Below are 23,624 nucleotides of genomic sequence, written 5' to 3'. Positions count from 1 at the left end.
CCGGGTCGTCCGCTGCCGGGCCGACATATCATCCGACCGGTGGAACGGTCGCGCCCGCGCGCTCCACACGCGGCTCCAAGACGGCGATGCCGTTCCGGCTCGACCCTGTCCGGGCAAAGCAAAGACTAGCGTGACAATCCGAGGGCTTCGCTCGTGCGACGCGGATTCTCCTACGGCCCGTCGCTCGCCGGCTCCGTCGATGACGGCCAGGACCGCGGCCTTGTCGGCATCTTCGCCTGCGCCCGCATCAACGAACAGCTCTACACGATCATTCGCTGGATGCAGGAAACCGGCTTCAGCGATCGCTTTTATGATGTGAAACAGGGCTGGCGGCGTCAGGACAGCATGTTCGGACTGCGCGACAAGCCGAAGGCATTCGCCTCGGCCCATATCCCCCTGGCCGACGGGACGGCGCTGGATCTGCCCTTGCGGGATTTCATCCGTTACAAGGGGTTGTCGCTGTTCTTTGCCCCGAGCCTCGCGAGCCTGAAGATCCTCGCCGGCGATCCCGGTCCGGCATAAGCGGCTTGGCCCGCAGGGCTGGCAACGCGTGGGTTCCCCCGCCCCGAACGGCCGCGCCGAACCATGGCAGCTGGAAATCTGACCTTTCCGTCAGACAATCGCGCATCTGCCCTGCTCTGGTAACCGTTTTTTCGTTCCCGGCTGGGATGTTAGCGGTCCCCAGGAGGCTTCATGGCGACTGCGCATCATATTCTCGTCGTTGACGACGACCCCATCTTCCTCGCAGTGGCCGAGAGCGTCGTGCTGTCCCTGGGTGACCATACGGTGACGACGGCATGCGACGGCGTCGAGGGACTGGCGGCGCTGCGCGCGGCACGCCATCCGATCGACGTCATCGTCCTCGACCTGAACATGCCGAAAATGGACGGTCTCGCCTATCTGCGCAGCCTCGGCGAGCAGGGCTATGGCGGCGCCGTGTTGCTGTCGAGCGGTGAATCCGAGGCCATCCTCGACGCGGCCCGCCGCATGGGCGAGATGCTCGGCGTGCGCATCTGCGGCTCCATGAAGAAGCCGATCCGAACAGCCGATTTCGTCGCGCTCCTGGAGGCCTGCGAAGCCTGCCCGCAACAGCAGAGATCCACCAGGAGGCCGGCCAGCGCCGCCGCGTCCACCACCGCGCGCGGAACGCTGCTGCCCTATTACCAGCCCCAGGTGGACCTCGTCTCGCTGGAAGTGACCGGCCTCGAGGCACTGATCCGGCTCGACACCGTCGGCGGCGAGATCCTCGGACCGCAGGCGGTCTTCCATCCCGGCCTCAGCGAGGCCGACCTTCCGCCCCTGACCATCGAGATCGCAACGCGGGTCATGGATGACATCGCCGCATGGCGGGCCAAGGGCGTCACGCGCCGCGTCTCGATCAACCTCGATGCCCGGATCATCGAGGTCCCCCATGTCATGCCGGCACTGTTCGGCCTGGCGGCCGAGCGCGACCTGGACCCGTCCGGCATCACCTTCGAACTGACCGAAACCGCCCTGCCCAGCTCGATGACCGACATGATCGAGATCCTGACGCGGGCGCGCATGGCGGGCTTCGGCGTCTCGATCGACGATTACGGCACCGGCAGTGCCAATTTCGCGCTGCTGCGCCTGTGCCCGTTCAGCGAGCTGAAGGTCGACCGCTCCATCGTCCAGGCCTGCGTTCACGACCGCATCTCGCGGCGCTTCCTGGAGAACACGGCGACCACGGCAAAGGATCTCGGCATGGCGGTGGTGGCTGAGGGGGTCGAGACGACCGAAGAACTCGCCATCGTCCGCGAGGCCGGCATCCGCATCGTCCAGGGCTATCTGTACAGCAAGCCCCTGCCGGCCGCCGACGCCTTCGTCCTCACCGACTTCGCGCATGCCGCGCGCCGGTTCGGCTCGGCCTGACCCGGTGGCTGGGGCTCAGCCGGGTTTTGATTCCGCGCCGCCCCGTCCGGCCGTGACGGCGCCGCGGTCACGGTGGCGCAGAACCATGCGCGCAGGATAGACTTATGCCCGCATCACGACAGGCCCCCGCCCCGCGGGTCCGACTCTGGCGCTCCCTCGGGTTCCGCCTGTCGCTGGTCGTCGTGCTGGCGGTCATGGTCGGCGTCACCAGCACCGTCGGCTTCTTCGTCTACCAGGATTTCCGCCAGACGGTCACCGCCGAAGAGAACCGCCTGAAAAGCTCGGCCGCCGCTTTCGCCGCCGCCGCCTCCAACGCCATCGCCGAAAACGACCGCCGCGGCACGCTGGAGGTCCTGCGCGGGATCCGTGACCTGGCCCATGTGCGCTACGCCAGCGCGGCCGATTCCGAGGGCCGGACGGTGGCCGAGATCGGAACCTCGGAAGCCCTCGTCAGCACCGATCGCAGTCTCGGCGACGGGACACTGACGTCGGTGTTCTTCGCGGATACGATCACCGGGGCCGCCCCCGTCCGCAAGGGCGGCATCGTCGTTGGCACGATCGCCATCCATGCCGACATCGCCTGGCTGCGCGGCCTGTATCTCCACAATCTCCTGATCTCGCTTCTGGTCGGCGCCTCCGTCCTGGCGGTGACGGTTCTGGTTGCGTGGATGAGAATCGCCCGGATCATCGATCCGCTGCGTGCCCTGGCCGGCGAGTTCGCCGATATCGGCGCGCGTTCGGATCTGTCGAAACGACTGCAGGTGACCTCGAACGACGAAGTCGGCGTTCTCTCCGGGGCCTTCAACGACATGTTCGCCCGCATTGACGAACGCGACCGGCTGCTGCAGCGCCACCGCGAAACGCTGGAGGACACGGTCACCCTGCGCACCGCCGAAATGCGCAGCGCCAGGGACGAGGCCGAGCGGGCCAATGCCGCCAAGTCGGAATTCCTCGCCACGGTCAGCCATGAGATCCGCACCCCGATGAACGGCATGCTGGTCATGGCGGAGATGCTGTCGGCGGCGCCGATCCCGGGCCGCTATCTACGCCATGCCGAGATCATCCTGCGCTCCGGGCGCGGGCTCCTGAACATCCTCAACGACATTCTGGACATGTCCAAGATCGAGGCCGGCCGCCTCGACCTGGAAGAGATCCCGCTGTCGGTCGACACCCTGGTCGAGGACGTCGCCAGCCTGTTCGCCGAAAAGGCCCGCGAGAAATCGCTGTCCATCGCCACCATGATCGACGCCGACGTGCCGGCCGAAGTGATCGGCGATCCGGTCCGCATCTCCCAGGTGCTGACCAACCTCGTCAACAACGCCCTGAAATTCACCGAGACCGGCGGCGTCACCATCGCGGTCGAGTGCCTTGCGCCCAGGGACGCCGGCGGGCCCCCGATGCTGGGCTTCACCATCCGCGACACCGGCATCGGCATTCCCGCCGACAAGCTGGGCAAGCTGTTCGGCCGCTTCACCCAGGCGGACCAGACGATCACCCGCAAGTTCGGCGGCACCGGCCTGGGTCTCGCGATCTCCAAGCAGCTGGTGGAGGCCATGGGCGGCTCCGTGCGGGTGACCAGCGAGGAAGGCGTCGGCTCCTGCTTCGGCTTCGAGGTCGCGCTGGAGATCCACCGCCCCGCGCCGCGGCCGCAGAGCCTTTCCGGCCGCACGATCCGGCTTCTCGACGCCGACCCGATCACCAGCGAGGCGACCGCCACCCTCCTCATCCGGCGCGGCGCCACGGTTCTGCGCGGCGACGAAACCGGCCCCGCCCCGGCGCTGGTCCTGACGCGCGAGGCGCATCTGGCCCGTCTGGCGACCGCTTCCTCCACCGCGCATCCGCCGATCGTGGTACTGCGCGCCAGCGACGCCCGCGTCGCGGAGGGCGAGACCGCCGACCTCGCGGTCGCCGGCGCCATGGCGCTGCCGCTGCGCCGCAGCGAGATCGAGCATCTGGCGCAGGCGCTCGCGACCGGCGATTTCGCGGCCCTGCGCGACGACACCCCGGCCATGGAGACCGCGGCGAAACTGCCCGACATGTCCGGCCTGCGCGTCCTCGCGGTGGACGACGTCGCGGTCAATCGCGAGGTGCTGAAGGAAGCCCTGGCCACGCTCGGCGTCACCGCGGCGCTGGCCGAGAGCGGCGAGACCGCCGTGGCGATGACCGAGCGGGACGCCTACGACATCATCTTCATGGACTGCTCCATGCCCGGCATGGACGGCTTCACCGCGACGCGCCTCATCCGCGAGGGCGAGCGGCATGCCGGCCGCCAGCCCGCGACCATCGTCGCGCTGACCGCCCACAAGGACCCGGGCAGCGCCGGCGAGTGGCAGAGCGCGGGCATGAACGCCTATCTGACCAAGCCCTTCACGATCCCGCAGATCTCGCGGGTCCTCGGCGACTTTGCCGGCACCCGCCCGGCGAACGACCAGCCCGGGTCAAAGCCGGAGGGTCCGTCCATCGACGCCCCGTTGCCGGCCCACGCGAACGGTCCCCTCCTCGATCCGGCAACCTTGGACATGCTGGCATCGCTGGTGAAGCGCAGCGGCCCGGCCGTTCTGCAGAAGATCGTCGGCCTGTTCGCGGCCAACGCACCGAAGGCGCTGGCCGACCTACGGGAGGCCGTGGCAGCCGGCAGCGACGAGACGGCCCGGCTGGCCCACGCGCTGAAATCCATGTGCAACAGCGCCGGTGCCGCCCGCGCGGCCGGGCTCTGCGGCACTGTCGAGGCGGCGGCCCAGGCGGGCGAGCCGATCGCGCCCGGCATGCTCGACGAGATCGCGGCCACGCTGGCCGACAGCCACGACGCCCTTGCGGCACTCGCGACCGCGCCGGACGCCGATGCAGCCGAGCAGTCGGCATGAAGGCGGTCCGGGACATCACCGCCCGGACGACGCCTCGGACACGCGAAAGCTCAAATGCGAAACGCCGGATTCACCTCGTCCTAAAGGCTTGTGAGCTAAGAAAAATTCGTCATCTCACCACAACCGGCACCCTGACAGAGGAGGCATGACATGACGCACCGTCTGAATGCCTTCGCAGCCTCGACCAGTGGCAATGTCGCCGCCATCGTGGCCTTGCTCACGCCGCTCCTGATTTTCATCATGGGCAGCGTCGTCAATCTCTCGACCGCTCAATCCGCCCATTCCCGCCTGCAGAGCGCCGCCGACAGCGCAGCCCTGGCGGCCGCGCGCGAACTCTACATGGCCAACAGCCGGCCGGAGGTGCTGAAGAGCGTCGCCTATTCCTTCGCCATGACCAATCTCGGCAACCAGGCCGAAGGCGTCTCGATCGACGTCAAGATCGGCGGCCGATCGGATGCGACGGCTGCGGAATCCGCCATTTCCACCGAGGTCACGGTCACGCTCAGCAAGGATTTCGGCAAGTCGCTGCCCATGCCCGACCTGACCGGCGTGATCGGCGAACTCACGGCCAGCGCCACGGCGCGGATTGCCGGCGGCGGCCGCATCTGTGCCATCGCGCTCACCAAGGAGGGCAAGAAGGCCATCGACATTTCGGGCAATGCCCAGGTCCAGGCGGCCGATTGCGCGGTGTATTCCAACTCGATCGATCCCAGCGGCCTGTCGGTCACCAAGGTGGCGAAGCTCTCGAGCGAACTCGCCTGCTCCTCCGGCGGCTATGACGGGATCGAGTCGAACTACGAACCCTTGCCGCTCACCGATTGCCCGGCCGTCAGCGATCCCCTGACCTCGCGCATTCCGCCGGTCCCGACGAAATGCGATCACAAGAACCAGAAGATCTCGAACAACAACCAGATCCTGTGGCCCGGCACCTATTGCGGCAATCTCCAGGTCAGCGGGTCGAAGATCACCCTGCGGCCCGGCACCTACATCTTCTGGGACGCCAAGGTGAAGCTCCACAAGGGCACCGAGATCACCGGCGACGATGTCAGCCTCGTCTTCATCGGCAAGAACTCCAGCCTCGATCTGAAGAACGATTCGTCGATTTCCCTGTCGGCTGCGAAGGACGGGCCGATGGCCGGCATCCTGATCTATGCCGATAGCGAGAAGGACAGCGGCCGCAGCTTCAAGATCGAAAGCGCCAACGCCCGGCGCATGATCGGCACGATCTACCTGCCCAATGACGAGCTCACCATCGGCGGCGACAAGAATGCCGACGGCAAATGCGACATCACCGCCGCCGACGATCCGGCCGAGACGGGCTCGCCCGGCTGCAAGTCCAATGTCGGCGAGTTCTCGGACTGGACGGCCCTCGTTGCGGACAAAATCACCATCACCTCGGGCGTGAAACTGGTCCTCAACGCCAATTACGCAGATTCCGACGTGCCGGTCCCGGCCGGCGTCGGCCCGGTCGGCGGCAATATCGCGCTCAGCAAGTAAGCGCGCGCCGCGACAGGAGCCTCTCTCAGGCGTCCGCGAACGCACCGGGATTGCGACGCCAGACCGAATAATTGAGGCACGCGGCCAGCCCGGCCCAGGCGAGATACGGCACCAGCAGCCAGGCCGCGATCGCATCGATCGGCGCGAACAGCGCGATGTTCACGGCGATCACGCCGGCCATCGCCACGACGTCGGCAAAGGCGAGGCCGGGACGGTGCAGGCCGAAGAACAGGCCCGACCAGGCGGCGTTGAGGACGAGCTGCAGGCCGTAGACGGCGAAGGGCAGCGCCACCAGGCCGGCGGTCTCGTAGACCCGCCAGCCGGCCACCGCGATCATCAGATAGAGAATTGTCCAGACGATCGGAAAGGCGAGGTTCGGCGGCGTCCAGCCCGGCTTCTCGAGGCGGGCGTACCAGGGCCCCGGCTTGAACACCACGCCGCTGATCGCGACGACCGCGACGATGGCGATAAAGACGAAAAGGCTGGCGATCGCCGCAAGGCTCATGATGATCTCCCGATCGGAATGGATCGTGGCGCCGTCCGCAGGGGCGGACGCTCACCGGATATAGGGTGGCGCGGATCACGAAAATCCGCGACGGATTGTCTAGAGAAACGGGCTCCGCCAGATCCAGATCGCCACAGCGGCGAGCACCGCGATGGGAACGCAGATCTGCAACGGCCGCAACCGCTCGGCCGGCAGCGGCCGGTCGTGGGGTGCAGCGACCCGGTCGAGGATCGCGAGACTGGCAAAGCCGGCAATCTGCAGCAGCGCCGCGACCAGCGGAAACGCCCAGATGGTCGCCACGAGGCTGGCGACGCCGGCGATAAACAGCCCGAGCATGGCGGCGATCTCGGCAATGGCCGCACCGCCCGTCTGGCTGAGGCTCGCTCCGCGCCGCACGCCGGCAATGAACAGCAGCACCGATGCGCCCCAGAACAGGGTGAGATTCAGCGCCAGGAAGGACTGGGCCTCCGGCGCGAACCACAGGACCAGCGCGCCGGCGATCAGCGGCAGCATCGCCCCATAGGCGAACAGCCGGTCGATCCGGGGCGACCCGTCCGGCTCCCCTCTCCTGCGCTCGCGGCTGTCCATGTCGGCCCTTTCCGTTGCGGGGGCCAAACGGCAACGACCCCGCCGGGTTCCGGCGGGGTCGTGGACGCGCGGTGTTCGGATCGCCGCTTGCGGGCGACGTGCCGCCTAGTTGCGGATCATCTTCGGCAGCCAAAGCGAGACTTCCGGGAACACCGTCAGGATGACCAGCGTCAGCACCAGCGGCACGTAGAGCGGCATCATCTTGATCAGGATCTGCCGCATCGACACCCGCGTGATGTCGCTGAGCAGGAACAGCGCCAGCCCCATCGGCGGGGTCAGGAGGCCCAGCATCAGGTTGAAGATCGTCACGATGCCCAGATGCACCGGATCGACGCCCGCCATGTGCAGCGGCTGGGCGATGATCGGCACGACCAGCAGCGTCGCCGTGGTCGAGTCCAGGAACATGCCGACGATCAGCAGCAGCACGTTCACCACCAGGAGCAGCATCAGCGGATCGGTGCTGACGGTCAAAAGCCAGCGCGCCGCCATCTGCGGGATCTGCTCGATCGCCAGGATCCAGCCGAAGATCGACGCCGCGGCGACGATGATCAGGATGGCCGAGCTGCTCTTCACTGTCTCATAGGCGGAGCTGAGCAGATGCTCGACGGTGAGCGTGCGATAGACGAGACCGCTGATCAGGAGCACGTAGACCACCGTGACCGCCGCCGCTTCCGTCGGCGTGAAATAGCCGAGCAGCATCCCGGCGACGAGCAGCACCGGGGTCATCAGGGCCGGCAGCGCCGGGACGAAATCGGCGCCGAGCTGGCGCAGGGTCGGCCAGCGCTCCGAGCGCGGGAAGTCGTTGCGATAGGCAAGGATCGCCACGGTGATCATCAAGAGGATCACGCACATGACCGCCGGGATGATGCCGGCGAGCAGCAGCTGCACGATCGAGACGCTGGTCACCGAGCCGTAGATGATCAGCGGGATCGACGGCGGGAAGATCGGCCCGACCACCGCCGAGGCGCCGGTCAGGGCGCCGGCAAAACCGCGGTCGAAGCCGCGCTCGGCCATCGCCTTCACCTCGATCTTGCCGAGACCGCCGACATCGGCGAGCGCCGCGCCGCTCATGCCCGAGAAGATCAGGCTGGAGACGACATTGACCTGGCCCAGCCCGCCCGGCACCCGGCCGACCAGCGTGTCGGCGAACTTGAAGATGCGCTCGGTGATGCCGGCCTGGTTCATCAGATTGCCGACGAAGATGAAGATCGGCACGGCCACCAGCGGAAAGGAATCCAGCGCGTAGCTCATGCGCTGGCCGATCAGCTCGATCGGGATGTTGCCGAGAAGGACGTACAGCACCGACGGGATCAGGATGGCCAGTACCACCGGCCAGCCCAGAAGGAAGGACAGCGCAAAGCCGCCCAGAATTGCGAAACTGCTCATCGAATAGGCCTCGTGCGGGCGCGTGGCCCTAGATGTGCACCACGTCTTCGCTCGGCTGTTCCTGCGCGAAGGTCACGTAGAGGGGGTCATGGCGCCAGGCCTTCAGGGTCTGCAGCGCGCATTCGACGGCCGCCAGCGTCAGACCGAGGAAGCCGGACGCGAAGAAGATCCAGTAGGGGATGTTCAGCGTCGGCGTCGCATTGTCGAGATTGCGCAGCGTGGCTATGGCGACCGAGGTCGCGGCCACGGCGAAGGCGAGGCCGCCGGTGGCCGGGATCGCCACCCGCAGCACCCGGCGCAGCCGCTCGGGCAGGGCCGACAGCACCTCTTCCATGCGGATCGAGGCGCCGGACGAGACGACATAGGGCAGCGTCACGAACACCACGCAGATCAGCATGAAACGCGCCAGTTCCTCGGCGCCCATGAAGGGTCGCGAGAAGAACTGCCGCAGCACCACCTGCAGCACCGGCAGGCCGATCATCACCGCCAGAAGCAGCACCGAAACGGCGCGGAACACCCGCCGGACCGGTTCGAGAACGCGGTCGGCCGTGCCCACCCGGGCATCGGCATGGGTGACGTCGAGATAGTCGTCGGAATTGAGATCGCTCATGGCACAATCCACGGCAGGGAACCCCCACCGGCAGGCGGCAGGGGTTCGCGGGTTGTCGATCGTGGCCTACTGGATGGCGCGGATGCGCTCCATGTACGGACCCCAGCTCGGGAAGTCCTTGGCGACCTGGGCGTCGACGCCGGCGCGGAAGGCTTCGATGTCGAGGCCGTCGGCTTCGGTGATGAAGGTCATGCCCTTGTCGGTGAGTTCGCCGACGAGGTCCTTTTCCGCCGTCATCGCCTGCTCGAGCGTCTCGTCGGCCAGCGTGTCGAGGGTTTCCAGGATCGCGGTCTGGTCCTTCTCGTCGATCGACTGCCAGACATCCTCGTTGATGAAGACCGGCAGCACGTTCTGCATGTGGCCGGTCAGCATGACGTGGGTCTGTACCTCGTAGAGGCCGTTGGCGTTGATCATGGTGAGCGGGTTTTCCTGACCGACGACCATGCCGGTCATCAGCGCGGTCGGCAGCTCGCTGACCTCCACCGGGGTCGGGATGGCGCCGAAGCCGGAGACCATCGTCGTCCAGAGCTGCAGCGGCACGCCTCGGAAGGGCTTGCCCTCCAGGTCGGCCGGCGTCCGGACCGCCTGGTTGGCGGTCATCTGCCGGGCGCCGCGGAACAGCCGGCCGATGATGCGCATGCCGCCCTTCTCGACGAGCTGCGCGTTGAATTCCTGCATGACGTCGGAGGTCTGCGGATCGGTGGCGGCCAGAGCATGGGCGCCGTCGCGATAGACGAAGGGTGCCGAGAACACCGCGATGTCGTCGACGAGCTGCGCCAGCGAGGCGAATTCATGGTGCCCCATGGAGATCGAGCCGCTGCGCACGCCGTCGATCAGTTCCTGCACGCCGCCGAGTTGCGAATTCGGGAAGACGGTGACGGTGACACGCTCCTCCGTCGCCTCCGGAATCCGCTCCTTCGCGCGTTCCGCATACCAATGCTGGATGTCACCTTCCGAGCCCACATGGGCGTAACGCAAGTCCACGGCCTGTGCGCCGGCGGTGGCGCCAGCAAGCGAGAACCCACAGGCAGCAAGCCCCAGAGCGAGTTTCTTGATCAATGACACGTCGTTTCCTCCCGAATTGACGATTGTCCCCCGTCCGTTTGCCAAAGGCTCCTCCAACGGACTAGAGAATTCTGGCATACCAAATTACATTTGCCTAGCCCGGTGCGGAGGACGATCGGGCCGGCAGGTTTTCGCGCCGCGTCGAGAGGGCGGGGCGCACATGGGAGGACGGAACATGACGACGATCGGATTCATCGGCCTGGGCCTGATGGGCAGCGGCTTCACCAAGCGGCTGCGCGAACTGGACTATCGCGTGATCGGCCACGACCGTGAGGCGGAGAAGGTCACGGCCGCTGCCGCCTGGGGCGTCGAGCCGGCCGGCTCGCTGGCCGCTCTCTGCGCCGAGGCCGACATCATCACGCTGTGCCTGACCACCAGCGACGCGGTGGCGTCCGTCGTCACGGGCGCGGACGGCCTCGTCGCCTCGCGCAAGCTGTCGGGCCGCACCGTGGTCGACTTCTCGACCACCGAGATGGCGGTGACGCACCAGGTCGCCGCGGCGATCGAGGCGGTTGGCGGCCGGTTCGTCGATGCCCCGGTCTCCGGCGGGCCGGGCGCTGCCGAGACCGGCAATCTGGCGATCATGTTCGGTGGCTCCGAGCCGGCGGCGGAGGCGGTCACGCCGATGCTCGAGCAGCTTGGCCGCGCCACCCATATGGGCGCCATCGGCACCGGCCAGGCGACCAAGCTGGTCAACCAGGTGCTGTGCCTGACCAATTACTGCGTCGCTGCCGAAGCGCTGCGCCTGGCCCAGGCCTATGGCGTCGACGCCGCCAAGATCCCGCACGCGCTGGAGCCGGGGCTGGGCAATTCGGCGGTCCTGCAGGCGATCTATCCGCGCATGGTGGAGGAGGATTTCGCGCCGCGCGGCTATGCCCGCCAGATCCTGAAGGATTTCGAGATGCTGCATTCGGCCACCAAGGCCCAGCATCTCGCTCTTCCGATGAGCGCCCAGGCCATGACGATGTTCCGCATGCTGGTCGCGCAGGGCGATGGCGAACTTGACGGCTCGGCCGTCGTGAAGCTCCTTCCGAAGGTCGGCCGCAAGGCCTGACGCCTCGCGACGCCGGCGGCGCATCGGGGGTTCAACTGGACCTTCGAGCGCCGGCGGCCCTGCCCTTCGCCAGCCTCACGGGAGACCGCCATGGACCTGCCCCTTCTCGACGACCTCGCCATCGTCGATGCCCACCATCATCTGTGGAAGATCAGCGAGAACTACCTGCCCTGGCTGTGCGACGCGCCGCCGATCCCGTTTCGCTATGGCGACTACAGCGCCATCCGGCGCGACTACATGCCGGATGATTTTCGCCGCGACATGGCCGGGCTGAGCCTTGCCGGCAGCGTCTATATCGAGACCGAATGGGACCCGGGCGACCCGGTCGGCGAGACCGCCTGGATCCACGGCATCGCCGAGGCGAACGGCTTTCCCGATGCCGTGGTCTGCCAGGCCTGGCTCGATGCCGATGACGTCGGCGACGTTCTGGCGCGCCAGAGCGCCTATCCCCGCGTGCGCGGCGTCCGCCACAAGCCGAAGGCCGCCGGCGCTCCGGGCGCGGTGGTGCGTGATGCGCCCGGATCGATGGGCGACATGACCTGGCGGCGCGGCTTCGCGCTGCTGGAACCGCACGGCCTGTCCTTCGACCTGCAGACACCCTGGTGGCATCTGGAGGAAGCCGCCGATCTGGCGGCGGCCTTCCCGCATACGCAGATCATCCTCAACCACACCGGCCTGCCCTCCGACCGCAGCCGCGAAGGCCTCGACGCCTGGGCGGCGGCGATGAGACGTTTCGCCGAGGCACCGAATGTCGCCGTGAAGATTTCCGGCCTCGGCGTGCCGGGTGCGCCCTGGACCGCCGAGAGCAACCGCGAGATCGTGCTGACGACCATCGAGACCTTCGGCGTTGCGCGCTGCATGTTCGCCAGCAATTTCCCGGTCGACAGCCTCGTCGCCTCCTACCGCACGATCTTCGAGGGCTTCTCGCAGATCACGGCGGATTTCTCCCGCGACGAGCGCGCCGCCCTGTTCGCCGACAACGCCCGGCGGCTCTACCGCTTCGCCTGACTCGCGCCCGGCGACGAACCGCGTCGCCTGGCCTCGCAAAGACCGCCCGAAAGGGTTGCGCAGGCCACGCCCGATGTGATCCCTACCGGCCATCGCCGACGCGCATTCGCGCCGGCCCCGCCGCCAACAGGAAGCCCGCCATGACACTGTCCGACTATCTTCCCGCCGACCATGGCGATGCCATCCTCGTCGGCCGCATCCACGATCCCGAAGTCTCCGGCCCGACCGTCGTCGTCCTGAAGGGCGACCGTTTCGTCGATGTCTCGGCCGTCGCCGCGACCATGTCCGAGCTTCTCGAGACGAAGGACCCGGTCGCCCGCCTCGCCAGCGCGAGCGGCGGCAAGAGCTGGTCCGCCGAAGAGATCCTGTCGGCTTCCCCGTCGGATTCGACCCGCCCGCATCTCTTGGCACCCTGCGATCTGCAGGCGGTGAAGGCCTGCGGCGTCACCTTCGCGCGCTCCATGGTCGAGCGGGTGATCGAGGAACGCGCCAAGGGCGATTTCGCCCGTGCCAAGGCGATCCGCGAGGAGATCGCCGCGGTCATCGGCGGCGCCCTCTCCGACATCAAGGCCGGTTCACCCGAGGCGAGCCACGCCAAGGAAGTCCTGCAGAAAGGCGGCTACTGGTCGCAATATCTGGAAGTCGGCATCGGCCCGGATGCCGAGGTCTTCACCAAGGCGCCGGTCCTGTCCTCGGTCGGCCATGCCGCCGAGATCGGCATCCTGCCCTCCTCGGCCTGGAACAACCCGGAGCCGGAAGTGGTGCTGGCCGCCAATTCGCGCGGCGAGGTCGTCGGCGCGACGCTCGGCAACGACGTCAATCTGCGCGACGTGGAAGGCCGCAGCGCGCTGCTCCTCGGCAAGGCCAAGGACAACAACGCCTCCTCGTCCATCGGCCCGCTGATCCGGCTGTTCGACGACCGCTTCACCATGGACGACGTGCGCGCCGCCGAGCTCGACCTGACGGTCACCGGCACCGACGGCTACGTCCTAGAAGGGCGTAGCTCGATGCGCGAGATCAGTCGCGATCCGCTGGATCTCGTCGCCCAGACCTGCAGCCGCCACCACCAGTATCCCGACGGCTTCATGCTGTTCCTGGGCACGCTCTTTGCTCCGGTCGAGGATCGTGACGTCGCCGGCCAGGGCTTCACCCACAAGCTGGGCGACACGGTCGAGATCGCCAGCCCGCGCCTCGGCCGGCTGGTCAACACGGTCACCCACACCGACAAGGCGCCCGAGTGGACCTTCGGCATCACCCAGCTGATGCGCAATCTGGCCGCCCGCGGCCTCATCGGCACCCCACGCACCTGACCAGCCTCATCGGCCGGTCCGGGGCGATTCCCTGGCCGGCCCGGTGTCCGGCTCCGGTTAGCTGGTCCTGATCAGCCCGACCCAGCGGCCCGGCTATTTCGCCTTGGCGAAGTCGCCGGCCGCCTGCATCAGGTCGAACGCCTTCAGGACGTGGGTTTCCAGGAGTTTCTCGATCGCCGCCTCGTCGCGCGCTTCCAGCGCGTCGAGGATCGCCTCGTGCTCCTTGATCGCCGCCTCCCAGCGGTTGGTCTTCAAATTGCACTCGTAGCGGATGCGATAGAGCTGGGCGTTCACCACCCTGTGGTGCTCGGCCAGCACCGGGTTCATGGCGCAGCGCACCAGCGCCTGGTGGATCTGCTGGTTGCGATCGAAATAGCCGATGCGATCACCGCGCAGATAGGACGCCAGCATCTCGTGGTGCAGCGCCCGCAGCTCCCGCAATTCCTCCGGCGTGGCATTGCGGCATGCCAGCTTGCCGGCAAAGGCCTCGAGCCCGCCGAGAAATTCCAGGAGATGGCGGACATCATTGGCGCCGAGCACCGCCACGGTGGCGCCGCGCCGCGGATGCAGCTTCACCAGCCCTTCCGAGGCCAGGATCTTCAGCGCCTCGCGCAGCGGCGTGCGCGACACCTGCAGGATTTCCGACAGGGCCCGCTCGCGCACCGGCTCGCCCGGCAGAAGCTGGCTTTCCAGGATCATTTCGCGAATGCGATTGGCGACGAGGGCCGGTTTCAGATCCTGCGACGGGGTCGCATCGACCCGGCGGGGAAACGCGGTCACCACCGCGGATTGCGTTTTGGTCATCGTCGCTCTGTCGCCGTTTGTCCGCCTGCACCGCGTTCCCGCGGTTCGGCCCCATCCGTGAATGCCCGTTTGCCGGGGTCGGCCCCGTGCATTTGCCACCCAGCATAGCACGGTTCGCGGCGTTCACGTCGCCGCAGGCCGCGTTCCATACCAAAGTGGCAGACGGCATGGGACGTAAAACGGGTCCGGATTCGATTTTCCGAGGGGTTCAGGCGTCCGGGCCACATCTTCCCACCCTCTGTCATCACCGCACGAGCACCATTGTATGCCAATATCAGCCTCCGCATCGAGAATACGATGCATGGGCCGCCAGAGATTATGCCCGTTGACCTGCCATTGCCCGATATTGCATACCAGATGCGGTGGGAGCGGCGGCGGCGGCCTGACGACAGGCACGACCGCCCGGCATCAGGGGGGAAAGCATGGACAATCCGGCACCGGACGACCGCGCGGCGACGCAGGAGGCCGCCCGGCCCTTGCCGCTGGCAGGACTGCGGGTTCTCGATCTCAGTCAGGTGATGGCCGGACCGTTCGGCTGTATGCTGCTCGGCGACATGGGCGCCGACGTGATCAAGGTCGAGCCACCGGCCGGCGGTGACCAGACCCGCCGCTCCATGGGCTTCCGCATGAAGGGCGAGGACAGCCCCGGCTTCCTGGCGCTGAACCGCAACAAGCGCAGCGTCACCATCAACCTGAAGACCGAGGCCGGGCGCGAACTCTTCTACGCGCTGGTCGAGACCGCCGACATCGTCGTCGAGAACAGCCGGCCCGGCGTCGCCAAGCGGCTGGGCATCGACTACGAAACCCTGTCGAAGCGCAATCCGCGGCTCGTCTATGCGAGCATCTCCGGCTTCGGGCAGACGGGACCCTGGTCGCAGCGTCCGGGCTTCGACCTGATCGCCCAGGCGATGTCCGGTGTCATCAGCGCGATGGGCATTCCCGGCGGCGAACCGATCAAGTCGGGCGTGCCGATTGGCGATCTGGGCGCCGGCCTCCTCGCCGTCTACGGCATCTTGAGCGCTATCATCGGCCGCCAGGCAACCGGCCGCGGGCAGTATGTCGATGCCTCGCTCTTCGAGGCGGCGCTCGGCCTCTCGGTCTGGGAGAGCACCGAATTGTGGGCCACCGGCCGCTCGCCGCAGCCGCTGGGCACGGCCAACCGCATGAGCGCGCCCTATCAGGCCTTCGCCGCCGCCAACGGCCATTTCGTCGTCGGCGCTGCCAACCAGAAGATCTGGCTGACCTTCTGCCAGGTCATCGACCGCATGGACCTGACCGAAGACCCGCGCTTCCGGGACAATCGCGACCGGCTGCAGAACCTGCCGGCGCTGGTCGCCGAGCTGAATGCCGTCTTCAAGACCGAGACCGTCGACCACTGGGTCGATGCCTTCATCGCCGCGGGCGTGCCGGCCGGGCCGATCAACGACTATGCCCAGGTGATGGCGAGCGACCATGTCGCGGCCCGCAACATGGTCATGAAGGTCGAGCATCCGGTGGAAGGCGAGATCAACACACTCGGCTTCCCGGTCAAGCTGTCCGGCACGCCGCAGGAAGTGCGCTATCCGCCGCCGCTGCTTGGCCAGCACACCCGTGACCTCGTCGATGAACTCGGTCTGTCGGACCGCTACGACGAACTGGCCGGCGGCGGAGCCTTCTCGCAATGAGTGCCAACGACGCCGACGGGGCCGTCACGCTGGAGCGGCGCGGCACCGTCGCCCATGTCACCTTCGACCGCCCGGCCGCCCGCAACGCCATGACGCGGCAGATGTACGGGCAGCTCCACGCCATCTGCGACGAGCTGCAGGCCGATGCCACGCTGCGGGCCGTGGTCTTGCGCGGCGCCGGCGGCAAGGCCTTCGTCGCCGGCTCGGACGTACGCATCTTCTCCGGCTTCGAGACCGGCGAGGACGGCATCGCCTATGAGCGCGAGATGGAGGAACACACGCTGGCGCTGGCCCGCATCCCCGTCCCGACCATCGCGGCGATCGACGGCTGGACCGTCGGCGGCGGGCTGAATCTGGCCGCCGTCTGCGATCTGCGCATCGCCACCGCCGGATCGCGCTTCGGCGTGCCCATCGCCAGGACCGTCGGCAATTGCCTGTCCATGGCGAACTATGCCCGGTTGGTCGCCGGCTTCGGCGCCGCCCGGGCCAAGCGCATGCTGCTCCTGGGCGAGATCCTCGATGCCGACGAAGCGCGCGCCTGCGGCTTCCTCGCCGAGATCGTCGAGAAGGACGCGCTCGACGATGCCGTCACCCGCCTCTGCGATACCATCCTCGCCAACGCGCCGCTGACACTGCGGGTGAGCAAGGCCGCCATTGCGCGCCTTGCCGAGGACCCCGGCGCCGACGGCGACGATCTCATCGCGTCATGCTACGGCAGCCGTGACTTCAAGGCCGGGGTCGCCGGCTTCCTGAGCGGCAAACCGCCGGCCTGGGAAGGCCGCTAGGCATCGGCCGGGACCAGCGAGGACCATCCATGACCGCATCCATCGCCGAGACACATGCGAAGCCCGCCCCGGACGCCATTCGGGCCGAACTGCTCGCCGAGTTCGGGCCGAAGACGGTGCTGTCGGACCCGGTCGACATGCAGCGCTATTGCCGCGACTGGCATGGCGACGTGGAGGGCAGCGCCCTGGCCGTGCTGCGTCCCGCCGATACCGAGGAAGTCTCGCGGCTGGTGCGTGCCTGCGCGGCGGCCGGTCTGGCCATCGTACCCCAGGGCGGCAATACCGGGCTGGTGCTGGGCGGCCTCCCGACCGATGCGGCCGGCCATGTCGTCCTGACGCTGGAGCGCATGAACCGCATCCGCACCATTGCCGCCGACGATTTCTCCGCCGTGGTCGATGCCGGCTGCATCCTTGCCGCGATCAACGCGGCGCTGGCCGAACAGGACCTGCTCTTCCCACTGTCGCTGGCCGCCGAGGGCTCCTGCCAGATCGGCGGCAACATCGCTACCAATGCGGGCGGCATCAATGTCCTGCGCTACGGCATGACACGCGAGATGATCCTCGGCCTGGAGGTGGTGCTGCCCGACGGCACGATCTGGAACGGCCTCTCCACCCTGCGCAAGAACAACAGCGGCGTCGACCTGAAGCAGCTCTTCATCGGCGCCGAGGGCTCGCTCGGCATCATCACCGGCGCGGCGCTGCGCCTCGTGCCGAAGCCGACGCGCAGCGAGACCGCTTTTCTGGCGCTGCGCTCCCTCGACGACGTCATGGCGCTCTATGCGCTGGCGCGGCGCGAATGCTGCGACCTGCTGTCGGCCTTCGAGCTGGTGCCGCCCGAGGGCCTGACCTTCGCGAAGGAGGCGGACGCCGACTTCGTGCCGCCGCAGATCGCCGACGCGCCGGCCTATGCGCTGATCGACGTGGCCGCCACCGGCCCGATCGATCTGCGCGCCATGGTCGAGGCCTTCCTCGAAACCGCCATGACGCGGGACCTGGTGATCGACGGCGTGCTCGCCGCCTCCGAACGCCAGGCCGCCGGCCTGTGGCAGATCCGCGAGGGGATGATCGAGGGACAGGCGCTGCGCGGCCCGCATCTGCGCACCGACCTGTCGGTTTCGCCGTCGCAGGTCGCCGGATTCATCACGCAATCCATCGAAGAGCTCGGCCGCAAGCTGCCGAACTGCCTGCCTGTCGCCTACGGCCATGTCGGCGACGGCAATATCCACCTCAACGTCATCCCGCCGCGCGGCCTCGAGCGGGAGGCGCGCGACGCCATGCTCTACGAGGCGAAGACCATCCTCAACGCCGTGGTCGACCGCCATGGCGGCGGCATCAGCGCCGAACACGGTATCGGACGTCTGAAGCGCGGAGACTTCGAAGCACGGCGCTCGCCGGTGCACGAGACCCTGCTGCGCGGGTTGAAGCAGTTGCTCGACCCGGCGGATCTGATGAATCCCGGCTGCCAGCTCACCTCGCCGCGCGACGGCGCGGATGTCAGAAGCCTCGGCTAGAGCAAACCGTGCGGCTCGGCGGCCGCGCGATCAGCGACCGTTCTTCGCTCGCCATTCCTTGAAGCGGGCCTGGTGCTCGTCCTTGGTGCAGGGATAGAGGCCGATGATTGTCTCGCCCTCGCGCACCCGCTCGATGACGAAATCCTCGTAAGCGGTCATCTCCACCGCCTCGTCGGCGACCTCGTCGGCGATATCCGCCGGAATGACGATCACGCAGTCGTCGTCGCCGACGATGACGTCGCCGGGAAACACCGGCGAGTCGCCGCAGCCGATCGGGCCGTTGATCTCGATCGCCTCGTGCAGCGTCAGATTGGTCGGGCTCGACGGCCGCGTGTGATAGGCCGGCATGTCGAGGCCGCCGATCGTCGCCGCGTCGCGAAAGCCGCCATCGGTCACGATGCCGGCGGCACCGCGCACCATCAGACGGGTGATCAGGATATCGCCGGCACTGGCCGCCCGCGGGTCCTTGCGACTGTCGATGACCATGACATGGCCCGACGGGCAGGCCTCGATCGCGGCCCGCTGCGGATGGTCGGGCTTGCGGAACTCGGCGAGCTGGTTGCGGTCCTCGCGGGCCGGCATGTAGCGCAGGGTGAAGGCGGGGCCGACCATGTTGCGGCCCTTCGGCGCCACCGGATGCACCTCCTGGATCACCTGGCTGCGCAGCCCGCGCTTGTAGAGCGCAGTGGCGAGCGTCGCCACCGAGACGCCCATCAGTTTCTGCCGTGTTGCTTCGTTCATCGCCAGGGTCTCGCTCCGGTGCGTTGGTTGGACGCCGGGAACGGCGCCGACGGGATCAGATCAGGCCGTTGGTCGTCAGGAAGTCAGTCATGCGGGTCTGCTGCGCCTCGGTCAACGGCCAGGCCGAGGGCGGCCGTGTCGGTCCGCAATCGTCGCCCATCGCTGCGAGCGCCGCCTTCACGCCGGTGACGTTGGTGCCGTTCAGCTCCTCGGCCCGGATCTCCTCGAAGGCGCGCATGCCGGCGATGAGGTCGCGGGCGGCCGCGTAGTCGGAAGCTTCCAGCGCTGCATGGATCGCCATCGAGCGTTCCGGCCAGACATTGATCAGCCCCGAGGTGAAGCCCCGCGCGCCGACGGCGTAGAAGGCCGGCGCCCAGACTTCCGCGAGACCGCCGACCCAGGTGATCGACGGGTCGCAGGCGGCGATCGCCTCGGCGAGTTTCATCGGGTTGGGCGTTGCCCATTTCACGCCCTTGACGCCTGGCAGCGCGCAAAGCGCGGCGATGCCCTTCGTGCCGATCGCATCATTGCGCAGATACAGCATCACCGGCAGGCCGCCGGAGGCGTCGATGATGGCGCGGACATAGTCGACGGTGCCGCGCGGCGCGACGAACGGGTCCGGCGGCTGGTGGATCATCAACGCGGTCGCGCCGGCCTCGGCCGAAGCGCGGGCCAGCCGGCAGGCATCGCGGATGCCGCGCCCGACGCCGGCAAGCAGCGGCGCCCGCCCGTCCACCAGCGCGGCGACCTCTTGCACCATGGTCACCGCCTCGTCGGTGGTCAGGGCGTAGAACTCGCCGGTATTGCCGTTGACCACCGGCATGTGGACGCCGGCGGCCAGCGCCCGGTCGAGGATCGGCGCCAGCTTCGCCGGCGCAACGTCGCCCGCGGCGTCATAGGGCGTGACCAGAATGCCGGAAATGCCAGCAAGGGCCGTATCGAGATCGTGGCGCATCGCGGCCCTCTAGAAGATGTCGGGTTCGGGAACCGCCGGGCCGAAGCCCCGCTCGAGATAGTCGAAGTCGCAGCCCTTGTCGGCTTGGGTAACGTGGCGCGAGAACATCCAGCCATAGCCGCGGCCATAGCGGGGCTCGGGCGGCGTCCATGCCGCGCGGCGCGCTTCCAGTTCGGCCTCGTCGACCAGCATGTCGAGCCGCCGGTTCGGCAGGTCGAGCCGCACGATATCGCCGGTCTTCAGCAGCGCCAGCGGGCCGCCGACGAAGGATTCCGGTGCCACATGCAGGACGCAGGCGCCATAGGAGGTGCCCGACATGCGCGCGTCGGAAATCCGCAGCATGTCGCGATGGCCCTGCTTGATCAGCGCCTTGGGGATCGGCAGCATGCCCCATTCCGGCATGCCCGGCCCGCCCTGCGGCCCGGCATTGCGCAGCACCAGCACATGGTCTGGCGTCACGTCGAGGTTTTCGTCGTCGATCGCCTTCTTCATCTCCGGATAGGAATCGAAGACCAGCGCCGGCCCCTCATGCACATGGAAGCGCGGGTCGCAGGCCGCCGGCTTGATCACCGCCCCGTCCGGGCAGAGATTGCCGCGCAGCAGTGCCAGCGAGCCCTCGTGATAGACCGGGTTGGACAGCGGCCGGATGACGTCGTCATTGTAGACGACGGCCCCCTCAAGGCATGCGCCCAGCGTCTGGCCGGTGACGGTGAGGCAGGAGGTGTCGAGCCGTTCCTCGAGCTGCTTCATCAGCGCGCGCAGGCCGCCCGCATAGAAGAAATCCTCCATCAGATAGTCCTTGCCCGAGGGGCGGACATTGGCGATCAGCGGCGTCGTGCGGCCCAGTTCGTCGAGATCGTCCAGCGTCAGCTCGACTCCGGCGCGGCGCGCCATGGCGATGATGTGGACGACCGCATTGGTCGAGCAGCCGGTGGCCATGGCGACGATGGCGGCATTGCGCACCGCCGCCGCGGTGACGATCCGGTCCGGTGTCAGATCCTCCCAGACCATGTCGACGATCCGCCGGCCGCAGGCCGAGGCCATGCGCTGGTGGCCGGAATCGGCCGCCGGGATCGACGAGGCGCCCGGCAAGGTCAGCCCCATCGCGTCGGCGATGGCCGTCATCGTCGCGGCGGTGCCCATGGTCATGCAGGTGCCGACCGAACGGGCGATGCCACCCTGGATGCCCAGCCATTCCTCGTCGGTGATGTTGCCGGCCCGCCGCTCGTCCCAGTATTTCCAGGCATCCGATCCCGAGCCGAGGATCTTGCCGGCATAATGGCCGCGCAGCATCGGCCCCGCCGGCAGGTAGATCATCGGCACGCCGGCCGTCAGCGCCCCCATGACGAGACCCGGCGTGGTCTTGTCGCAGCCGCCCATCAGCACAACCCCGTCAAGCGGGTGCGAGCGGATCATCTCCTCCGTCTCCATCGCCAGCATGTTGCGGTAGAGCATGGAGGTCGGCTTGGTGAAGCTCTCGTCCACCGACAGCGACGGCAGTTCGACGGCGAAGCCGCCGGCCTGGGCGACGCCGCGCTTCACGTCCTGCGCGCGCTCGCGAAAATGGCCGTGGCAGGAATTGAGCTCCGACCAGGTGTTGAGGACACCGATGATCGGCTTGTCGCGAAAATCCTCTTCCGCATAGCCGAGCTGCATCATCCGCGAGCGATGGCCGAAGCTGCGTAGATCGTCGGGCGCGAACCAGCGCGCGCTGCGCAGCGTGTCCGGCGTCTTCCGGCGGGTTTCGGCCATGGTTTCCTCGTCCTCGGCAGCATATTTCGGCGGCATGTATGCGCTTACATAAACCAGCTGTCAACGAAGCGGGCGGCGCAGCACAGCTGCCGATACCAAGATGGAAAAGCAAGCCGAATGCGTATACATGTTGGCGCTGAGGCACGGCGGATGCGGGCGCGAAGGTCCAGTCCACGGCGAGCCAGCCGGCCGCGCGAAGCTGACAGTTGACCCATGTGTCGGGACGAGAGGTGGAGACGAGGCGATTGACGGACGATCAGGCTCCACCGCCGAAAGGCGCGCCTCCCGGAGGCGGTCCGGTCACCATGGCGACGATCGGACGGCTCGCCGGCGTCTCGCAGGTCACCGTCTCCCGAGCCCTCAGCGATCCGTCCAAGGTTTCGCCGGCCACGCTGGAGAAGATCCGCGAGGCCATCGCGGTGACCGGCTTCGTCCCCAACGCCCTGGCCGGCGCCCTCGCCTCGCGGCGTAGCCGGCTGATCACCGCCCTGGTGCCGTCGATCACCAACATCGTCTACGCCGCGATGATCAAGGCCTTCAGCGAGCGGATCCGGGCCCATGGCTACCAGATCCTGCTGTCGGAGACCGGGCTGGATCCGGCCGACGAGGAGGTGCTGATCGAGACGCATCTGTCGCGCCGGCCGGACGCCATGCTCCTGACCGGCATCCACCACACGCCGCGGGCCCGCAGAATGCTGCTGGGCGCCGGCATTCCGGTGGTCGAGGTCTGGGACATCACCGACTCGCCCATCGATCTGTGCGTCGGCTTTTCCCATGCCGAGGCCGGGCGCGCGGCCGCCGACTATGCCATCTCGGCCGGCTACGTCAGGGCCGGCACGGTGTCGGCCGACGACGAGCGGGCGGCACGTCGCAAGGCGGCCTTCGTCGCGCGCTTCGCCCCCGCCGCGGAGACGGCGATCGAGACAGTCGATTTCGATGGCCCGGCCAGCCTGGAACGGGGCCGGCAAGGCCTTGCCGAACTCATCGACGCCCGTGGTTTCGCTGGCGGGGTGGTCTTCTGCAGCTCCGACCTTCTGGCCCACGGCGTGCTGATCGAAGCCAAAGCGCGCGGGCTCGCCGTTCCGGCGGACATCGCCGTGATCGGCTTCGGCGACCAGGATTTTGCCGCCCATGTCGAGCCGGCGCTGACCACCGTGCGGGTCGATCGGCCGGCCTTCGGGCGGGCCGCGGCGGAAGCGATCCTCGCCCGTTTCGACGGCACCGGCCCGCAGGCACCCGTCACCGATCTCGGATTCCGGATCGTGGCGCGCACATCCGCCTAGAGCGTCGGGCGATTAATCTGCAACGCAGCCTGCAGCTTTGAAGTAATTCCAGCATTCGTCGGGTGTGAAGAGGGCGCAGATATCGCCGACAGCGCGCCAGAGATCATCCAAGGTTCGGGCGGCCGCCTTTCGAAGCAGCGTCTTCAGCTTTGAGAATGCCATTTCTATCGGATTGAGGTCGGGGGAGTATTTCGGCAGGAACAAGAGCCAGGCGCCCCGCTCGGCGATGGCCTGCGCGGCTCTTGGGCTCTTGTGTACGTTCAGGTTGTCCAGAATGACGACATCGCCGGGTTCGAGACATGGCGCCAGTTGCGTGCGCACGTAGACGTCGAACGCCGCGCCGTCCATGGCG

General features: G+C 67.7%; 21 protein-coding genes. 11 read left to right on the top strand and 10 right to left on the bottom strand.

The features are described from left to right. Positions 1 to 153 precede the first annotated feature (153 nt). The 4 genes from H536_RS0116745 to H536_RS0116730 all read left to right on the top strand — a co-directional run bounded on the left by H536_RS0116745 (position 154) and on the right by H536_RS0116730 (position 6,251). Positions 154 to 522, top strand: coding sequence for a Dyp-type peroxidase (locus H536_RS0116745; protein WP_024351560.1), 369 nt, complete (start codon positions 154 to 156; stop codon positions 520 to 522). 171 nt (positions 523 to 693) lie between these two features. After that, positions 694 to 1,890, top strand: a complete 1,197-nt coding sequence (locus tag H536_RS0116740) for an EAL domain-containing response regulator (RefSeq protein ID WP_024351559.1) — start codon at positions 694 to 696, stop codon at positions 1,888 to 1,890. 104 nt (positions 1,891 to 1,994) lie between these two features. Continuing rightward, positions 1,995 to 4,754, top strand: a complete 2,760-nt coding sequence (locus tag H536_RS0116735; RefSeq protein WP_024351558.1) for an ATP-binding protein — start codon at positions 1,995 to 1,997, stop codon at positions 4,752 to 4,754. A gap of 150 nt (positions 4,755 to 4,904) precedes the next feature. Further along, a complete protein-coding gene (locus H536_RS0116730; protein WP_024351557.1) occupies positions 4,905 to 6,251 on the top strand; it encodes a TadE/TadG family type IV pilus assembly protein in 1,347 nt (448 codons plus the stop codon). 25 nt (positions 6,252 to 6,276) lie between these two features. Here H536_RS0116730 and H536_RS0116725 read toward each other — a convergent pair whose 3' ends face one another. The 5 genes from H536_RS0116725 to H536_RS0116705 all read right to left on the bottom strand — a co-directional run bounded on the left by H536_RS0116725 (position 6,277) and on the right by H536_RS0116705 (position 10,405). Next, positions 6,277 to 6,756: a TspO/MBR family protein gene (locus H536_RS0116725; protein WP_024351556.1), complete on the bottom strand. Its 480-nt coding sequence runs from the start codon at positions 6,754 to 6,756 to the stop codon at positions 6,277 to 6,279. Positions 6,757 to 6,855: 99 nt separating this feature from the next. Further along, positions 6,856 to 7,344 (bottom strand): DUF3429 domain-containing protein, encoded by a 489-nt coding sequence (locus H536_RS0116720; RefSeq protein WP_035695140.1) that lies wholly within the window; start codon positions 7,342 to 7,344, stop codon positions 6,856 to 6,858. Between the two features lie 105 nt (positions 7,345 to 7,449). Continuing rightward, the gene (locus tag H536_RS0116715) at positions 7,450 to 8,730 is read right to left on the bottom strand and encodes a TRAP transporter large permease (protein ID WP_024351553.1); all 1,281 of its coding nucleotides are present in this window, start codon (positions 8,728 to 8,730) and stop codon (positions 7,450 to 7,452) included. A 28-nt stretch (positions 8,731 to 8,758) separates the two neighbouring features. Continuing rightward, positions 8,759 to 9,340 carry a TRAP transporter small permease gene (locus H536_RS23380; RefSeq protein ID WP_024351552.1) on the bottom strand — a complete coding sequence of 194 codons (582 nt, stop codon included), beginning with the start codon at positions 9,338 to 9,340 and terminating at the stop codon, positions 8,759 to 8,761. Between the two features lie 66 nt (positions 9,341 to 9,406). Continuing rightward, positions 9,407 to 10,405, bottom strand: a complete 999-nt coding sequence (locus H536_RS0116705) for a TRAP transporter substrate-binding protein (protein WP_024351551.1) — start codon at positions 10,403 to 10,405, stop codon at positions 9,407 to 9,409. 175 nt (positions 10,406 to 10,580) lie between these two features. Between H536_RS0116705 and H536_RS0116700 the strand changes: the two genes are divergently transcribed. From H536_RS0116700 to H536_RS0116690, 3 genes are all read left to right on the top strand, one after another. Beyond that, positions 10,581 to 11,459: an NAD(P)-dependent oxidoreductase gene (locus H536_RS0116700; protein WP_024351550.1), complete on the top strand. Its 879-nt coding sequence runs from the start codon at positions 10,581 to 10,583 to the stop codon at positions 11,457 to 11,459. Positions 11,460 to 11,549: 90 nt separating this feature from the next. Beyond that, positions 11,550 to 12,467, top strand: a complete 918-nt coding sequence (locus H536_RS0116695) for an amidohydrolase family protein (RefSeq protein WP_024351549.1) — start codon at positions 11,550 to 11,552, stop codon at positions 12,465 to 12,467. A 140-nt stretch (positions 12,468 to 12,607) separates the two neighbouring features. Next, positions 12,608 to 13,777, top strand: a complete 1,170-nt coding sequence (locus H536_RS0116690) for a fumarylacetoacetate hydrolase family protein (RefSeq protein WP_024351548.1) — start codon at positions 12,608 to 12,610, stop codon at positions 13,775 to 13,777. 93 nt (positions 13,778 to 13,870) lie between these two features. Here the strand turns inward: H536_RS0116690 and H536_RS0116685 are convergent, their stop codons facing one another. After that, the gene (locus H536_RS0116685; protein ID WP_009208061.1) at positions 13,871 to 14,581 is read right to left on the bottom strand and encodes a GntR family transcriptional regulator; all 711 of its coding nucleotides are present in this window, start codon (positions 14,579 to 14,581) and stop codon (positions 13,871 to 13,873) included. A 422-nt stretch (positions 14,582 to 15,003) separates the two neighbouring features. Between H536_RS0116685 and H536_RS0116680 the strand changes: the two genes are divergently transcribed. From H536_RS0116680 to H536_RS0116670, 3 genes are read left to right on the top strand one after another with little or no spacing between them, the layout of a single operon-like run. Then, positions 15,004 to 16,245 carry a CaiB/BaiF CoA transferase family protein gene (locus H536_RS0116680; protein WP_029703463.1) on the top strand — a complete coding sequence of 414 codons (1,242 nt, stop codon included), beginning with the start codon at positions 15,004 to 15,006 and terminating at the stop codon, positions 16,243 to 16,245. Next, the gene (locus H536_RS0116675) at positions 16,242 to 17,030 is read left to right on the top strand and encodes an enoyl-CoA hydratase/isomerase family protein (RefSeq protein ID WP_024351546.1); all 789 of its coding nucleotides are present in this window, start codon (positions 16,242 to 16,244) and stop codon (positions 17,028 to 17,030) included. The genes H536_RS0116680 and H536_RS0116675 overlap by 4 nt, the downstream gene beginning before the upstream one ends. Positions 17,031 to 17,059: 29 nt before the next feature. Further along, the gene (locus H536_RS0116670; RefSeq protein WP_029703461.1) at positions 17,060 to 18,541 is read left to right on the top strand and encodes an FAD-binding oxidoreductase; all 1,482 of its coding nucleotides are present in this window, start codon (positions 17,060 to 17,062) and stop codon (positions 18,539 to 18,541) included. 30 nt (positions 18,542 to 18,571) lie between these two features. Here H536_RS0116670 and H536_RS0116665 read toward each other — a convergent pair whose 3' ends face one another. Genes H536_RS0116665 through araD form a run of 3 tightly spaced genes read right to left on the bottom strand, consistent with a single transcriptional unit; the run spans position 18,572 to position 21,989 of the window. Continuing rightward, on the bottom strand, positions 18,572 to 19,282 hold the full coding sequence (locus H536_RS0116665) for a ribonuclease activity regulator RraA (protein ID WP_024351544.1): 711 nt from the start codon (positions 19,280 to 19,282) through the stop codon (positions 18,572 to 18,574). 55 nt (positions 19,283 to 19,337) lie between these two features. Further along, complete coding sequence (locus H536_RS0116660) at positions 19,338 to 20,237, bottom strand: dihydrodipicolinate synthase family protein (protein ID WP_024351543.1); 900 nt, start codon at positions 20,235 to 20,237, stop codon at positions 19,338 to 19,340. Between the two features lie 9 nt (positions 20,238 to 20,246). After that, entirely contained in the window at positions 20,247 to 21,989 is a 1,743-nt protein-coding gene (gene araD / locus H536_RS0116655; RefSeq protein ID WP_024351542.1) for an L-arabinonate dehydratase, read from the bottom strand. Between the two features lie 305 nt (positions 21,990 to 22,294). Between araD and H536_RS0116650 the strand changes: the two genes are divergently transcribed. Further along, positions 22,295 to 23,272 (top strand): LacI family DNA-binding transcriptional regulator, encoded by a 978-nt coding sequence (locus H536_RS0116650; RefSeq protein ID WP_024351541.1) that lies wholly within the window; start codon positions 22,295 to 22,297, stop codon positions 23,270 to 23,272. A 12-nt stretch (positions 23,273 to 23,284) separates the two neighbouring features. Here the strand turns inward: H536_RS0116650 and H536_RS0116645 are convergent. Next, positions 23,285 to 23,624: transposase (locus tag H536_RS0116645; RefSeq protein ID WP_024350695.1), on the bottom strand; the 340-nt coding region annotated here is incomplete at its 5' end.

Origin of the sequence: Aurantimonas coralicida DSM 14790, assembly GCF_000421645.1 — a bacterium.
GTDB classification, from domain to species: domain Bacteria; phylum Pseudomonadota; class Alphaproteobacteria; order Rhizobiales; family Rhizobiaceae; genus Aurantimonas; species Aurantimonas coralicida.
This window is presented reverse-complemented; position numbering and strand designations above follow the sequence as displayed.

Coding starts and splice junctions, on each gene's coding strand:
- H536_RS0116665 (WP_024351544.1), bottom strand. CDS start 19,282: ATGAACGAAGCAACACGGCAGAAACTGATGGGCGTCTCGGTGGCGACG.
- H536_RS0116695 (WP_024351549.1), top strand. CDS start 11,550: ATGGACCTGCCCCTTCTCGACGACCTCGCCATCGTCGATGCCCACCAT.
- H536_RS0116700 (WP_024351550.1), top strand. CDS start 10,581: ATGACGACGATCGGATTCATCGGCCTGGGCCTGATGGGCAGCGGCTTC.
- H536_RS0116690 (WP_024351548.1), top strand. CDS start 12,608: ATGACACTGTCCGACTATCTTCCCGCCGACCATGGCGATGCCATCCTC.
- H536_RS0116735 (WP_024351558.1), top strand. CDS start 1,995: ATGCCCGCATCACGACAGGCCCCCGCCCCGCGGGTCCGACTCTGGCGC.
- H536_RS0116660 (WP_024351543.1), bottom strand. CDS start 20,237: ATGCGCCACGATCTCGATACGGCCCTTGCTGGCATTTCCGGCATTCTG.
- H536_RS0116730 (WP_024351557.1), top strand. CDS start 4,905: ATGACGCACCGTCTGAATGCCTTCGCAGCCTCGACCAGTGGCAATGTC.
- H536_RS0116675 (WP_024351546.1), top strand. CDS start 16,242: ATGAGTGCCAACGACGCCGACGGGGCCGTCACGCTGGAGCGGCGCGGC.
- H536_RS0116680 (WP_029703463.1), top strand. CDS start 15,004: ATGGACAATCCGGCACCGGACGACCGCGCGGCGACGCAGGAGGCCGCC.
- H536_RS0116740 (WP_024351559.1), top strand. CDS start 694: ATGGCGACTGCGCATCATATTCTCGTCGTTGACGACGACCCCATCTTC.
- H536_RS23380 (WP_024351552.1), bottom strand. CDS start 9,340: ATGAGCGATCTCAATTCCGACGACTATCTCGACGTCACCCATGCCGAT.
- H536_RS0116650 (WP_024351541.1), top strand. CDS start 22,295: ATGGCGACGATCGGACGGCTCGCCGGCGTCTCGCAGGTCACCGTCTCC.
- H536_RS0116720 (WP_035695140.1), bottom strand. CDS start 7,344: ATGGACAGCCGCGAGCGCAGGAGAGGGGAGCCGGACGGGTCGCCCCGG.
- H536_RS0116670 (WP_029703461.1), top strand. CDS start 17,060: ATGACCGCATCCATCGCCGAGACACATGCGAAGCCCGCCCCGGACGCC.
- H536_RS0116725 (WP_024351556.1), bottom strand. CDS start 6,756: ATGAGCCTTGCGGCGATCGCCAGCCTTTTCGTCTTTATCGCCATCGTC.
- araD (WP_024351542.1), bottom strand. CDS start 21,989: ATGGCCGAAACCCGCCGGAAGACGCCGGACACGCTGCGCAGCGCGCGC.
- H536_RS0116685 (WP_009208061.1), bottom strand. CDS start 14,581: ATGACCAAAACGCAATCCGCGGTGGTGACCGCGTTTCCCCGCCGGGTC.
- H536_RS0116715 (WP_024351553.1), bottom strand. CDS start 8,730: ATGAGCAGTTTCGCAATTCTGGGCGGCTTTGCGCTGTCCTTCCTTCTG.